Raw genomic sequence first — 13,270 nt, 5'->3', positions numbered from 1 at the left:
TGTCGCGGGTCGGTCAGTGCCGGCCGGCGATGCGGTCCGCAGCCTTGGCGAGGCGGTCGGTGCCGAGGCGCGGTGAGGCGGCCTCGCGGCGGTCGGCGGCGCGGTAGGCGGCGTAGAGGCTGTGGACGCCGAGCCAGCGGAGGGGTTCGGGTTCCCAGCGGCGGACCTTGTGGTTGACCCAGGGCAGGGCGGTGAGGTCGGTGGGTCCGGCCTGGCCGGAGTCCTGCTGGATCAGGTCGCGCAGGGTGCGGGCCGCGAGGTTGGCGGTGGCGACGCCGGAGCCGACGTAGCCGCCGGCCCAGCCTAGGCCGGTGGAGCGGTCCAGGGTGACGGTGGCGCACCAGTCGCGGGGGACGCCGAGCACGCCGGACCAGGCGTGGTCGATGCGGGTGCCGGCGGTGGTGGGGAAGAAGCGGACGAGCAGGTCGCGGAGGGCCTCGACGGTGGCGGGCCGGGTGCGTCCGTCGTGGTCGGTGGCCGAGCCGTAGCGGTAGGGGACGCCCCTGCCGCCGAGGGCGATGCGGTCGTCGGCGGTGCGCTGGGCGTACATGTAGGCGTGGGCCATGTCGCCGAGGGTTTCGCGGCCGTCCCAGCCGATGGTGTCCCAGAGGGATTCGGGCAGGGGCTCGGTGACGATCATGGAGGAGTTCATGGGGAGCCAGGTGCGCTTCTGGCCCTTGAGCCCTGCGGTGAAGCCTTCGGTGCAGCGCAGCACGTAGGGGGCGCGGACCGTGCCGTAGGGGGTGACGGCGTGCTTGGGCTTGATCTCGGTGACGGGTGTCGACTCGTGGATGGTGACGCCGAGGGCTTCGACGGTGTCGGCGAGGCCCTTGACGAGTTTGGCGGGGTGCAGGCGCGCGCCGTGCGGGGTCCAGCTGGAGCCGACGGCTCCGGAGACGCGGATGCGTTCGGCGGTCTCGCGGGCTCCGCGCAGGACGCGGTCCTGCTCGCCGAAGGCGATCTCCACGGAGTGGAAGTCCTTGAGGCGGGCGAGCTGGGAGGGGGTGTGGGCGACTTCGAGGACGCCGCCGTGGTGGATGTCGGCGTCGATCTTCTCCTCGCCGGCGATGCGGATGACCTCGCCGACGGTGTCGTTCATGGCCTTCTGGAGGCGGACCGCGGCGTCGTGGCCGTGGAGCCGGGCGTAGCGGTCGCGGCCGGCGATGCCGTTGTAGAGCCAGCCGCCGTTGCGGCCGGAGGCGCCGTATCCGCAGAACTTGGCTTCCAGGACGGTGATGTTGAGGAAGGGGACGGCCTTCTTGAGGTAGTACGCCGTCCAGAGTCCGGTGTAGCCGCCGCCGACGATGCAGACGTCGGCGCCGGTGTCGCCGGGCAGGGGTTCGCGTGGGGCGGGGGTGCCATCGTCCGCGTACCAGAACGATATGCCGCCGTTGACCGTACTGACGGTGCTCATGTGTCCCCTGCTTGTCCGTGTGCAGACCGGTCGCTGGAGGGTACCTCCCGACGTACACGGCCTAGGCTCGGGGTGTGATCGATGTTCCGGATGAGCTGGTTGTGAAGCTGAGTGAGCACAGCGGCGCGGAGGGGCGGGCGTTCGCCGCCGGGTTGCCCGTGCTGGCCGGGAGGTTCCTGGATGAGTGGGGGCTGCGGCTCGACGGGGCTTCGATGTGCGGGATGTGTGCGCTGGTGCTTCCGGTGGTGCGGGAGGCGGACGGCCGTGGGGCGGCGCTGAAGCTTCAGATGGTGGACGCGGAGACGGTGGGTGAGCCGGTCGCGCTGCGGGTGTGGGGTGCGGCGGGTGCGGGGGCGGTGGGCCTGCTGGAGCACGACGCGGCGACGGGGGCGATGCTGCTGGAACGGCTGGACGAGCGGCGCCCGTTGACGGAGGTGCCGGATGCGCGGGTGGCGGTGCGGGTGCTCGCGGAGTCGTTGTCCCGGCTGGTGCGTGTGCCGGCTCCGCCGGGGATCCGGCGGCTGGGGGATCTGGCGGCGCGGATGCTGGCGGAGACGCCCGGGGCGGTCGGGGTGCTGGAGGACGCGGGGGAGCGGCGGCTGCTGCTGGACTGTGCGGCCGCGGTGCGGGAGGTGGCGGGGGAGCCGGGGGACCGTCTGCTGCACTGGGACCTGCATTACGCCAACATCCTGGCGGGGCGCGCCGAGGAGGGCCGGGCGGGGGAGTGGGTGGCCCTGGATCCGAAGCCGCTGGCGGGTGATCCGGCGTTCGACCTCTTTCCGGCGCTGGACCAGAGGTGGGACGCGTCGGAGGTGCTCTGGAGGTTCGGTCTGCTGTGCGGGGTGCTGGAGCTGGACCGGGAGCGGGCGAGGGCGTGGACGCTGGGGCGGGTGCTGCAGAACGCGCTGTGGGGGATCCGCCGGGGGAGGCCGCGGCTGTACGCGGACCATGCGGAGATCGCCCGGCAGTTGCTCGGGCGGGACTGAGGCGCGAGGGGCCGGCCCGTTTGTCTAGGCTGCCCCCCATGATTCGCGTAGCCACTGCTGAAGACGTCCCCGCCATCCATGCCATGGTCCGTGAGCTCGCCGAGTACGAGAAGGCGCTCGACGAGGCGAACGCCACCGAGGAGCAGCTGCGCGAGGCCCTGTTCGGTGAGCGTCCCGCGGCGTACGCGCATGTCGCGGTGGCCGACGACGACGGCGAGGTGGTCGGTTTCGCGCTGTGGTTCCTCAACTTCTCGACGTGGCGCGGGGTGCACGGGGTGTATCTGGAGGATCTGTACGTGCGCCCCGGGCGGCGTGGCGGAGGTTACGGGAAGGCGCTGCTGACGGAGCTGGCGCGGATCTGTGTGGAGCGCGGTTACGGGCGCCTGGAGTGGTCGGTGCTGGACTGGAACGCCCCGTCCATCGCGTTCTACGAGTCGCTGGGCGCGCGTCCCCAGGACGAGTGGACGGTGTACCGGTTGACGGACGGGGCGCTGGCGGAGCTCGGAGCGGCCTGAGGGCTTTCTACGGTACGAGGACGACCTTGCCCACCGTGCCACGGGTTTCCAGTGCGCGGTGGGCCTCGGCCGCTGCGGCGAGCGGGAAGCGCTGGACGGCGGGGCGGAGGCGGCCTGCGGCGGCTTCGGCGAGGGAGCGGGTCTCCAGGGCCCTCATGCCGCCGCCCTTCTCGATCATGGAGGGCCCCAGGACGCTGCGGGACGTGATGCCGCGCTCGGCGAGTTCCTGCTCGCCGAGGTCCGGTGTCTGTCCGCCGGAGGCGCCGTAGACGAGGTGTTCGCCGCCCGGGCCGAGGAGGTCGAGGGCGGCACGGGCCGTGGTCCCGCCTACCGAGTCGAAGAGGACCGTGGCGGGGCGGCCGAGGGTTTCGAGGTGGGAGCGGACGCGGCGTGGCCAGTCGGGGAGGGTGTAGTCGATGGCGAGGTCGGCTCCGTTCTCCGCGACGCGGGCGGTCTTGGCGGGTCCGCCGGCCAGTCCGACGACGGTGGCTCCGGCGTTCTTGGCGTACTGGACGAGGAGCGTGCCGATGCCGCCGGCCGCGGCGGTGACGAGGGCGACGGAGCCGGGGCCGAGGTCGGTGAACTGCACGATGCCCAGGGTGGTGCGGCCGGTGCCGATCATGGCGACGGCCTCGGCCGCGTCGAGCCCTGTGGGGAGCGGGTGGAGCTTCCCGGCGTCGACGACGGTCAGTTCGGCGTAGCCGCCGGGGGCCGTACCGATGTGGGCGACGACGTCGCGGCCGAGCCAGGCGGGGTCGGTGCCCTCTCCGAGGGCTTCGACGGTGCCCGCGATCTCGCGGCCGGGGATGGTCGGCAGATCGGCGGCGGTGACCGGGTAGGGGCCGGGTCTGCCCTCGCGCAGGTGGGTGTCCAGGAGGTGCACGCCGGCCGCGGCCACGGCGACGCGGACCTGTCCGGGGGCGGGGACGGGGTCCTCGGTCCGTTCGTGGAGGAGGTTCTCCGCGGGGCCGAAGGCGTGGAGGCGGATGGCGTGCATGGTGGGCTCCCCGGGTGGCGGTGTGGTGGCTGGCCGGTGACTGGTGTTTCCCACCTTCCGACCTGAAGCGCGCTTGAGGTCAAGGAGCTTCTGCTGTGCGGGGCGTCTCCTGTGGTGTCCGGCCGACGAGCTTCAGTGCCAGGACCGCCGCTTCGATGCCGCTGTTGAACGCGACTTCGCTGAGGAGCCCCGGGGCGGCGACCTGGTCGCCCGCGAGCAGGATTCCGTCGCCGCGGTCGACGGCGGGCCGGTCGCGCCAGGTGGTGCCGGGCTTGTCGACGGCACCGGTGCGGCCGGCCGCGAGTGCTTCGCGGCGCCAGGTGGTGCGGTCGCGCCATCCGGGGAAGCCGAGGTCGAGCAGGTCCTCGGCGCGGCGGACCGCGTCGGCGCGCGGGGTGCCGGGGGCGAGGGGGATCTGCGCCTGGATGAGCTGTTCACCGGCCGGGGCGAGGGTCGGGTCCTGGGCGGTGAACCGTTCGATCCAGCCGGGGGTGTCGAGGTCGGAGACGATGAACGGGTCGCCGCGGCGGGTCCGCAGAGCGAGGTCGAGCAGGACGGTGCGGCCGCTGTCCCAGGTGAGGGTGGGGTCCTCCAGCAGGGTGCGGGCGGAGTCGAGGTGGGTGGCGACGATCACCGGTCCGCCGGCGAGGAGGCCGGCCAGGTCGCGGGGGCCGACGCGGTCGGCGGTCTCGATGCGGACGCCGAGCTTCCAGGCCAGGGAGGCCATCCGGTCGACGAGCTGTGCCCAGCCGCCGACGGGGTAGTGGGCCTCGGGCGGCAGCGTGGTCGCGCGGCGCAGGCGTGGCTGGACGAAGGCGGCGGAGAGCGAACCGGGGTCGTGGTGGAAGAGGGCCACGCCCATGTAGTGCGCCGCCGCGCGGGCGCCGTCCTCGCCCACCTGACCGGTGGCCCAGTTGAGGAAGTCGGTGTCGACGGGGGCCGTGCGGGCGCTGCGACGGGCGAGGCGCAGCATGGCGAGGGGCGGGGTCCTGCGCAGGGCGCCGTCGCGGCGGAAGAGGAAGCGGGTGCCTTCGAGGGGCGGTACGGAGGCCATCGGGCCGAGGAGTTTCCGCTGTTCGAGCCAGGTCCAGTGCGGTCCACGGCGGTACAGGGCGTGCGGCCCCTCGTTGGTGAGGTAGGGGCCGTCGGAGGTCCTGGCCCGTCCGCCGAGGGTGTGGTGGGCCTCGTGGAGGGTGACCTGGGCCCGGGACTCGGCGGCTGTGATGGCGGCGGTCAGTCCGGCGAGGCCGCCGCCGACGATGTGGATGCGCTGCATGGCTGGGTCTCCTTGCTGTGGGGCGCTTCTGCAGGGAGGACGGTTCGGTCTTCGCGTTCTGTGACACCGGGCCGGGGCGATGTCAGTGCTGTGCGTCACGATGGGGGGCATGGCACGTACAGGCAACAGGAGCAGCAGGAGCGCGGGCGCCAGGGACGGGGTGGCCGAGGCGCGGCGGCCGGAGGTCCGGCTGCCGCCCCTCGTGGAGTACGAAGGGGAGGGCCTGGAGCCCGACGGGGACTACGACGGGGTGCGGTTCGGGGAGACGGACCTGGCCGACGCGTCGGGTCCGGGCGCGCGCTTCATGGACTGCGAGCTGCGCGGCTGCGCCCTGGACCGTACGGAGCTGGTGCGGGCCAGGTTCATCGACTCGGTGCTGTCGGGGGTGCGGGGTGTGGGCACCGATCTCGCGGGGGCGTCGCTGCGGGACGTGGAGGTCCTGGACGCGCGGCTGGGCGGGGTGCAGCTGCACGGCGCGGTGCTGGAGCGGGTGCTGGTGCGGGGCGGGAAGATCGACTACCTGAATCTCCGCAAGGCGCGGCTGAAGGACGTCGTGTTCGAGGGGTGTGTGCTCTCGGAGCCGGATTTCGGGGAGGCGCAGCTGGTCCGGGTGGAGTTCCGGGACTGTGTGCTGAAGCGTGCCGACTTCAGTGCGGTGCGGATGGAGTCCGTCGATCTGCGGACGGTCGCGGAGCTGGACATCGCGCGGGGTGTGGAGCGGCTGGCGGGGGCGGTGATCAGCCCGTCGCAGCTGATGGAGCTGGCTCCGGCGTTCGCGGCGCAGATCGGGGTGCGGGTGGAGGCGTAGCCAGGGCCCTCAGAGGCGGGGGAAGCGGGCCTGGAGGTCCCAGACGACGGGGTTGTCGGCGAGGCCCTCGTGCATGTCGGCCAGGTCGGCGATGAGGTCGTGCAGGAAGTCGCGGGCCTCGCGGCGCAGCAGGGAGTGGCTGAAGGTGAGCGGGGGTTCGTCGCCGGGCATCCAGTCGGCCTCGACGTCCACCCAGCCGAAGCGGCGCTCGAAGAGCATGCGGTCGGACGATTCGGTGAAGTCGAGTTCGGCGTACTGCTGGCGGTGTGAGCGGTTGCCCCGGGGGTCGCGGTCGATCTGCTCGACGATGTCGCAGAGTGCCCAGGCGAAGTCGAGCACGGGGACCCATCCCCAGGCTGTGGACACCTCGCGGTCGGCCTTGGTGTCGGCGAGGTAGACGTCGCCGGAGAACAGGTCGTGCCGCAGGGCGTGGACGTCCGCGCGGCGGTAGTCGGTCTGCGGGGGGTCCGGGAAGCGCCGGGAGAGGGAGTAGCCGATGTCGAGCACGGTTCGATGGTGTCATGCCGTGCGAGCGCCCCGCGCCGCTCGCCGGCGGGGGCTCACGGGAGCAGACGTTGTTCGTTGGCGACGGCGACCGCCCCGGCCCTGGTGTCCACGCCGAGCTTCTCGTAGATCCGGCCCAGGTGGGTCTTGACGGTGGCCTCGCTGATGAAGAGGGCCCGCGCGATGTCACGGTTGCCGAGGCCCTGGGAGAGCTGGCCGAGGATGTCGAGTTCGCGTTCGGTGAGGGTGGGCCGGGGGCTGCGCATCCGGGCCATGACCCGGCTGGCGACCGGCGGGGAGAGCGTCGTGCGGCCCTGCGCGGCGGCGCGGATCGCGGCGAAGAGCTCCTCCGGGCGTTCGGCCTTCAGGAGGTAACCGGTGGCCCCGGCCTCGATGGCACGGGTGATGTCGGCGTCGGTGTCGTACGTGGTGAGGACGAGCACGTTGGCGGTTCCGGTGCCCGGTCCGGTTCCGGTTCCTGTGCCGGTGCCGGTGCCTGCTCCGGATCCGGTTCGGGCTTCCGTTCCGGTTCGGGCTCCGGTTCCGGTGGTGATGCGGCGGGTGGCTTCGACGCCGTCGATCCCGGGGCCCAGCTGGAGGTCCATGAGGACGACGTCGGGGCTGAGCCGGGCGGCCAGGGCGACGGCCTCCTCGCCGCTGCCGGCCTCGCCCACGACCTCGATGTCGGGTTCGCCGCCGAGGAGTGCGAGCAGCCCGGCCCGTACGACGGCGTGGTCGTCGCAGAGCAGGATCCGTACGGGCCGTGCGGGCGGGGTCATGCGCGTTCCTCCGGGGCCGACGGGGCAGGCGGGGCAGGCGGTGCAGGCGGGTCAGGTGGGGCGGTCTGGGGCAGCGGCACGGCGGCGGACAGGACGGTGCCCTCGCCGGGCGCCGATTCGACGGCCAGGGTGCCGCCGAGCTGCTGGACCCGGGCACGCATCGCCGGCAGCCCGTGGCCGCGTACGCCTTCGGGCGGGCGGGGAACCGCCCGGCCGGGACTGAAGCCCCGGCCGTTGTCGGCGACGTCCAGGGCGACCCGGTCACCGAGGTGGGTCAGGGTCAGCGCGGCGACGGTGGCCTCGGCGTGCTCGGTGACGTTCGCGAGGGCGCCCTGCGCGATCCGCAGCAGCGCCGACTGCACCCGGTCGGGCAGCGCGGCGGCCGGCACGCCCTCGACATGGCAGCGGACGGTGAGGCGGCCTCCGGCCTGGGCGGTCTCCCGGGCGGCGAGCGCGTGCAGCGCCGCCTCCAGTCCGCCGCCCTCCGCGAGGTCGGCCGGGGCGAGGTCGTGGACGAAGCGGCGTGCCTCGGCGAGGTTGCGCTCGGCGATGCCCGTCGCCGTCAGGACGTGGCGGCGGGCGGCGGCCGGGTCGGTGTCCCAGGAGCGATCGGCGGCCTGGAGCAGCATCTGCTGGCTGGAGAGGCCCTGGGCGAGGGTGTCGTGGATCTCCATGGACAGCCGCTGGCGTTCGGCGAGGGTGCCTTCCCGGCGTTCGGTGGCGGCCAGTTCCCGCCGGGTGCGCAGCAGGTCGTCGATCAGTTCGCGCTGCCGTGCGGCAAGGTCGCGCTGGCGTACGGCCTGGCGCCGCATGTGGACGAAGACGGCGGTGGCGACGGCGGCGACCGCGGGCGGGGCCAGGACGAGATTGGGGTCGAAGCCCGTGGCGAGCCGCAGCTGGGCGGCGACCACGAAGACGGTGAGCAGGGCGACGAGTGCCAGGGCGGCGCGCGGCGGCAGGATCCGCAGGCCCGTGTAGAAGAGCGGGACGGCGCACCACGCGAAGCTCGGGGCGAGGACGACCAGGACCATCCACACCACGACGAGGACGCCGAGCCAGGTCAGCCGTCGGGGGGTGGGACGGGAGCCGAGCACAGGGCCGACGAGGTACAGCAGGGCGAGCACGGCCGACAGGGCGATGATCCAGGGGGTGCGGGTCTCGCCGGGGTGGCGCATCAGGAAGCGCGCGAGGGAGGCGCCGAGCAGCAGGAAGAACGCGGCGTGCATGAGGAGTGCCATCCACCGGGCGTCCGGGTCACCCGCCGTGTCCGGCGCTGCCGACCGCTCCGTGTCCGGGCCGCTTCCGTTCCGCCGCACCTCGTACCCGCGCTCCCTCGACCGTGATCTGCGCTGCCCCAGCCCTCAGCACCGCGCGGTTGACCTGCGCGGACACCCCATGGTCGCCCCACGGGGCCGCCTCCGCATCAACCGATCGGCTGACGGGGCGGTCAGCCGACCCGGGCGCGGCTTCCAGCCGGTACGCCGACCTCGCGGGTCCGGATGCGGCCGGAGGATCGATAGCAGGAAGCCGGACGGTCCGAGGCCGGGCCGCAATCACCTGAGGAGACCCACCATGAAGAAGATGTCGCTGCGCACCCGAGTCCTGACCGGTGCCGTCGCCGCAGCCGCCCTGGGCGCCGGGACCTTCGGCGCGATGTCCGCGAACGCGTCCACCCCGGCCGCCGCGCCCGCCACCACCGTGAAGGCCGACGCCTCCGACCGGAACCTCCAGCGGTCCACCCACCTGACCGTCGCCGCCGCCACCAAGGCCGCGCAGGCCGCTCTGGACGCCGCGAAGAAGGAGAACCAGCGGATCTCGGTGGCCGTCGTCGACCGTAACGGCAACACCCTCGTCACCCTGCGCGGCGACGGTGCGGGCCCGCAGTCCCCCGAGTCGGCCGTGAAGAAGGCGTACACCGCCGTGTCCTGGAACGCGCCCACCTCCGAGCTGGTCAAGCGCCTGGCGCAGGCCCCGAACCTGAAGGACATCCCCGGCACCCTGTTCCTGGCGGGCGGCGCACCCGTGCAGGCCAAGGGCGCTCCGGTGGCGGGCATCGGCGTAGCGGGAGCCCCGAGCGGCGACCTGGACGAGAAGTTCGCGGCTGCGGGCGTCGCCGCCGTCTCCAGGTAGAGGCCGCTCGGCCGACGACGGGTGAGGCGGCTTCCGGATCAGTCGCAGGCGAGTGCTTTGCGGGCGGCGGCGGTGAAGCGGTCCCATACGTCGGACTTCGGAAAGAAGGAGGCTGCGGCGCGTTCCTCCGGGGTCTCCGGGGAGGCCCATACGAAGGTGAGGCTGTCTGTCGCGAAGTAGGTTTCCTTGCCGCCGCAGACGGCATGCTCGAATTTCCCCTCTTTCGCGCTGGGCAGCAGTGCGGGGTTCTTGATGATCGCGAGGCGGGCGAAGGCTCCGTGTTCCTTGTCCCTGGCCAGGCCTGTGGTGGGCTGTTCGAGGGAGAGGTCGCAGAACCAGGCGTCGTCGCGGGAGCCCGAGGTCTGCTCCTTGAGGGGGCTGCCCGCAGGAGCCGGGGCGGCGAGGGTGAAGCCGGTCAGGCCGCATACCTCGGCAGGGTCACTCCTGGTGACCGCGGACGCTTCGAGGAGGTCCGTCCCGGCGTTCTCGGGCTCCGAAACGGCCGGTGCGCAGTCATGGCCGGCGGCGAGCTCACGGGCGGCTCCCTGTGCCAGCCGGGCAAGCTCCGCCGGGTCCACGTCACCCTGTTCGACGTTGACGTGCAGGACCGTACGGGATCCCTGTGCGGTTCCGGCGGCTATGGACGTGCAGTCGGAGGGAAGGGACACCCAGCCGTTGCCGTGCTGATCGAAGGCGCCGGGCAGGGCGCCGGGCAGGATGTTCTGGGCACCGGATATACCCCACCCGCTTCGGCCGAAGGGATCGACGGCGTTGACGGACATGGGCTCAAGGCGTACCTGCGCGTCCTTGGCGCCCGGCAGCCAGCCGGACTGTTCCACGAAGCAGCCGTCGGCATGGTTGACCTTTCCGGTCACCCGGCCGAAGCCGTCGAGGCTCTTCCCGGCGTCCTCGCTGCTCAGCCGGCCGTCGCACAGGTCATGGGGCCCCAGGACGTTGGTGTTGGTCGCCACCGTCCCACCCGCCACCACGGCCAGTGCGCAGACGGCAGCCGTGACCAGCCACGTTCTGCGGCGCTTGCGGGGTGCTTCCGTGCTCACTGGTGCTCAATCCCGTCCGAGGTAGACAGCGGCGTCGCCGCGCGATCCCGAGTAGGACTGCTTGGCTTCGTCACGCATGGCCTGCCAAGCATCCCGGTGCGGGTCGTTCTTGCTGTTGGTGCGGTCGTCGACGTCCACGCCGCGCTCCACCGCCCAGGCGTCGATGAGACTGTACGTACCGCCGATGCCTGAGCTGTAGTGCTCGGAGTTCTTCTCCTGGGCCGCCGAGTTCGCCGAGTCGATGACGTCCTTGGACCACTCGTACGTGGCCGCGTCGACGAGGCGCTGGGCCGTGTCACCGAAGACCGGCAGACCTGTGATCGGAGCGCCGATGGTGTGGTAGGCGTACCGGGCCTGGTCGTTGGTCTCGGCGATCTTGCCGTCGCGCTGGTCGAGGATCACGTCGGACCCTATGGAGTTCATCGCTCCCATGACCTGGCCGAGGTCGCTGGCGGGGTTGATCCAGCGCAGTTGGCCCTCACCGCCTTGGGCCGGTGCGTTCCCCAGCTGTTCCATTGCGTAGTCGCGCTGGGTGGAGTAGAGGAGATCGGCGGTGTCGGCCTCCTCGGTTACACCGCGCATGACCCGCATGAGCGAGTCCTTGCCCACGGTGATACCTGCGTCGGAGCCGTCCTGCCAGACGCCGTCCAGCCCTTCCGGGCTGCCGTACCGCCGGCTGTCGTTCTCGGCGAGGATGTTGTGGTTGTCCGCCGCGTAGTCCGCCAGGGCGTTCGCGAGGTTCTGATGCATGTTCTTCGGGACGTCGGTGCCGGAGGCCCCGGAGTCGAGGAACTCGATCGTGTTCTGCATGACCCGGGCCTGGGCGGGGCTGTGCGGGCCGGGACGGCCGTTGGACTCGCCCTCGGCCAGCGGGGGGTGGCCGGTGGTGGCGGCTTCCAGGGCGGCGCCGATCCCGACGTGCCCGTACGGATCCTCGACCTCGACCTCGGGATACATGGAGAGCAGAAGCTTGGGCCACTCGCGGGCGTCCTCGCCGTGGCCGGTGAGGTATTCCAGCCTGCCGTTTCCCTTGGCCGGGTCCGGGCCGGGGTCGAGGAATGCGGTCGCGGTGTCGGGGTCGCGGCTCATGATGCCGAGGAGGTTGTCGATGGCGTCGGCCCGGATGCCGTCGTGGCCGGCGCCGATCTGGACGAAGAGCCCCTTGTCCTTCCTCTCGGCGGCGATCATGTCGTCGCCCAGCTGCGTCATGAAGTCGGGGTCGAACTTCTCGTCGGCCATGTTCATCATGGCGACGAATCCCGAGTAGCCCTTGATCGGGTTGTTCGACTCACCGAAGTTCTTGGTGCCGTTCTCCTTGAGGTCCTTGGTGAAGTCCTCGTAGAAGGCACGCTCCTTGGCGCCCTCAGGGTTCGTGGTGGCGTTCGCGATGGAGTTGGCGAGCTCGCGCTGCATCCCGAGCAGCTGGGTCCGGCTGCTCTTGTCGCTCTCCGCCATGTCGAACAGCTTGTTGCCGAGCTTGATCGTGCCGTCCGCGCCGATCTTCGCGAGGAAGGGCTGGCTGAACTCCTTGTTCCCGCTGTTGTCGCGCAGCGAGCGTTCCAGGCCGGCCAGTTCCGCGGCGGACACGTTCTCGCCCGAGTTGAGCTTCATCGCGGTCACGGCGGCGGCCTTCGCCTCGTAGCCCTCGATGTCGCCGGTGGCCTTGTGGTTGAAGCCGCCCTCGGTGCCGTCCCGGTCGTCGCTGTCCTTGGTCACGGCCTTCATGGCCACGGCGAATCCGGCGTCGGCGTCGGCGACCGCCTGGACGGCCTTGGCGATGTGGTCGGTCCACGATTGCTCGGTGGTCCGCAGATCGGGATCGTGGTGGGCGGAGAAGCGCTCACTTTCCGTCAGCTTGCTGAAGTCCAGGCGGCACTGGCCCTGGTCGGAGACGGTCATCTTGGCGGCGACGGCCTCGTTGACGGCTGCCTTCACCTTGCCCCGCAGTTCGACGAACTGGGTGTGTGCGTCCCTGATCAGCGAGGCGATGGCCTTCGCCTCGGTCTGGGCCCCCGAGTACTCCTTGAGGGTGACGTCGAAGCGGCGGTTGGCTGCCTCGGCGCTCTGGCCCACCCAGGCCGGGCCGAGGCTGATGCCGTGCACGTCGCGCCTGTAGGCGGTTTCGACCTTGGACAGTTCCCCCGCCATCGACTCCCACTTATCGGCGGCAGTGGTCAGCGCGGACAGGTCCGTCGTCATGACTTCGTGGTAGCTCGGCATGGTGTGTCGCTTGCCTCTCAGAGACCGTTGAGCTTCGACGGTCCGATGAGTTGTGTACCCGTGCCGAGATCGTTGGACTGGAACAGGAGGCGGGTCTCGCGCAAGGAGGTGCTCTCCGACGCAAGCCGGTTGCAGAGCACCCGGACCGAGTCGTCCCAGGCCTTGTCCGCCGTCTTCAGCGCGCTCGCCGTGTCCCAGCCGTCGGCGTCCTTGGGCCCGAACGCCTTGGCCGCCGCACTGTTGGCCTCGTCGGCGAACTTACCCGCGGCACGCGTGTCGCCGAGGATGTGGTCGTCGATCGCGTCGGCGGCGGCCTTCTTCTGGGCGGGTGAGGACGCGAAGGAGGGGGCGAAGGGACCGTATAGGGGGTCCGCCTGGGTCGGCCGGCAGTTGGTTCAACTGCATACCGGTCGATGAGCCCGCACGCTGATCGGACTTGATCTGTTCCCACTCGTCCCATGCCATGGAATCCCGGCCCCCGCCACCTGGTCGTGCTCTGTGTTCACCGTTGACCACAATTTGTATATCAACATACAAGCACGAGCGTGGCGGTGATGTGTTCGGGCTCGACGGCGGAAGCCGG

12 protein-coding genes and 1 pseudogene are annotated in these 13,270 nt (G+C 71.7%); 4 read left to right on the top strand and 9 right to left on the bottom strand.

Translation table 11 applies throughout. The annotated features are described in order from the left end of the window. Positions 1-13: 13 nt before the first annotated feature. The gene (locus tag AB0P41_RS15590; RefSeq protein ID WP_365932391.1) at positions 14-1,414 is read right to left on the bottom strand and encodes an FAD-dependent oxidoreductase; all 1,401 of its coding nucleotides are present in this window, start codon (positions 1,412-1,414) and stop codon (positions 14-16) included. Positions 1,415-1,488: 74 nt separating this feature from the next. Here AB0P41_RS15590 and AB0P41_RS15585 point away from each other — a divergent pair, with 74 nt between their 5' ends. Together AB0P41_RS15585 and AB0P41_RS15580 are read left to right on the top strand one after the other, a co-directional pair. Then, positions 1,489-2,400: an aminoglycoside phosphotransferase family protein gene (locus AB0P41_RS15585; protein ID WP_365932389.1), complete on the top strand. Its 912-nt coding sequence runs from the start codon at positions 1,489-1,491 to the stop codon at positions 2,398-2,400. Positions 2,401-2,438: 38 nt separating this feature from the next. After that, positions 2,439-2,915 carry a GNAT family N-acetyltransferase gene (locus tag AB0P41_RS15580; RefSeq protein WP_356707966.1) on the top strand — a complete coding sequence of 159 codons (477 nt, stop codon included), beginning with the start codon at positions 2,439-2,441 and terminating at the stop codon, positions 2,913-2,915. A 7-nt stretch (positions 2,916-2,922) separates the two neighbouring features. Here AB0P41_RS15580 and AB0P41_RS15575 read toward each other — a convergent pair whose 3' ends face one another. Both AB0P41_RS15575 and AB0P41_RS15570 read right to left on the bottom strand, forming a co-directional pair. Further along, positions 2,923-3,912, bottom strand: coding sequence for a zinc-binding dehydrogenase (locus tag AB0P41_RS15575; RefSeq protein ID WP_365932387.1), 990 nt, complete (start codon positions 3,910-3,912; stop codon positions 2,923-2,925). A 79-nt stretch (positions 3,913-3,991) separates the two neighbouring features. After that, complete coding sequence (locus AB0P41_RS15570; RefSeq protein ID WP_365932385.1) at positions 3,992-5,188, bottom strand: NAD(P)-binding protein; 1,197 nt, start codon at positions 5,186-5,188, stop codon at positions 3,992-3,994. 109 nt (positions 5,189-5,297) lie between these two features. Between AB0P41_RS15570 and AB0P41_RS15565 the strand changes: the two genes are divergently transcribed. Beyond that, the gene (locus AB0P41_RS15565) at positions 5,298-5,996 is read left to right on the top strand and encodes a pentapeptide repeat-containing protein (protein WP_365932383.1); all 699 of its coding nucleotides are present in this window, start codon (positions 5,298-5,300) and stop codon (positions 5,994-5,996) included. 9 nt (positions 5,997-6,005) lie between these two features. On the opposite strand, the gene AB0P41_RS15560 is transcribed toward AB0P41_RS15565, so the two are convergent. Genes AB0P41_RS15560 through AB0P41_RS15550 form a run of 3 tightly spaced genes read right to left on the bottom strand, consistent with a single transcriptional unit; the run spans position 6,006 to position 8,595 of the window. Next, positions 6,006-6,503: a hypothetical protein gene (locus tag AB0P41_RS15560; protein ID WP_033297163.1), complete on the bottom strand. Its 498-nt coding sequence runs from the start codon at positions 6,501-6,503 to the stop codon at positions 6,006-6,008. A 53-nt stretch (positions 6,504-6,556) separates the two neighbouring features. After that, positions 6,557-7,279: a response regulator transcription factor gene (locus tag AB0P41_RS15555; RefSeq protein WP_356707962.1), complete on the bottom strand. Its 723-nt coding sequence runs from the start codon at positions 7,277-7,279 to the stop codon at positions 6,557-6,559. Beyond that, positions 7,276-8,595 carry a sensor histidine kinase gene (locus tag AB0P41_RS15550; RefSeq protein WP_365932381.1) on the bottom strand — a complete coding sequence of 440 codons (1,320 nt, stop codon included), beginning with the start codon at positions 8,593-8,595 and terminating at the stop codon, positions 7,276-7,278. The genes AB0P41_RS15555 and AB0P41_RS15550 overlap by 4 nt, the downstream gene beginning before the upstream one ends. 256 nt (positions 8,596-8,851) lie before the next feature. Here AB0P41_RS15550 and AB0P41_RS15545 point away from each other — a divergent pair, with 256 nt between their 5' ends. Further along, complete coding sequence (locus AB0P41_RS15545; protein ID WP_365932379.1) at positions 8,852-9,409, top strand: heme-binding protein; 558 nt, start codon at positions 8,852-8,854, stop codon at positions 9,407-9,409. A gap of 38 nt (positions 9,410-9,447) precedes the next feature. Here the strand turns inward: AB0P41_RS15545 and AB0P41_RS15540 are convergent, their stop codons facing one another. The 3 genes and pseudogenes from AB0P41_RS15540 to AB0P41_RS15530 form a co-directional block, all read right to left on the bottom strand. Then, positions 9,448-10,467, bottom strand: coding sequence for a hypothetical protein (locus AB0P41_RS15540; RefSeq protein WP_365932377.1), 1,020 nt, complete (start codon positions 10,465-10,467; stop codon positions 9,448-9,450). A gap of 6 nt (positions 10,468-10,473) precedes the next feature. Next, positions 10,474-12,666, bottom strand: coding sequence for a hypothetical protein (locus AB0P41_RS15535; RefSeq protein ID WP_365932376.1), 2,193 nt, complete (start codon positions 12,664-12,666; stop codon positions 10,474-10,476). 38 nt (positions 12,667-12,704) lie between these two features. Beyond that, positions 12,705-13,152: pseudogene (locus AB0P41_RS15530) on the bottom strand (hypothetical protein). Positions 13,153-13,270 lie beyond the last annotated feature (118 nt).

Origin of the sequence: Streptomyces sp. NPDC079167, assembly GCF_040686735.1 — a bacterium.
Taxonomy (GTDB): domain Bacteria; phylum Actinomycetota; class Actinomycetes; order Streptomycetales; family Streptomycetaceae; genus Streptomyces.
Note: the sequence above shows the minus strand (reverse complement) of the source record. Positions and strands in the feature narration are given on the sequence as shown.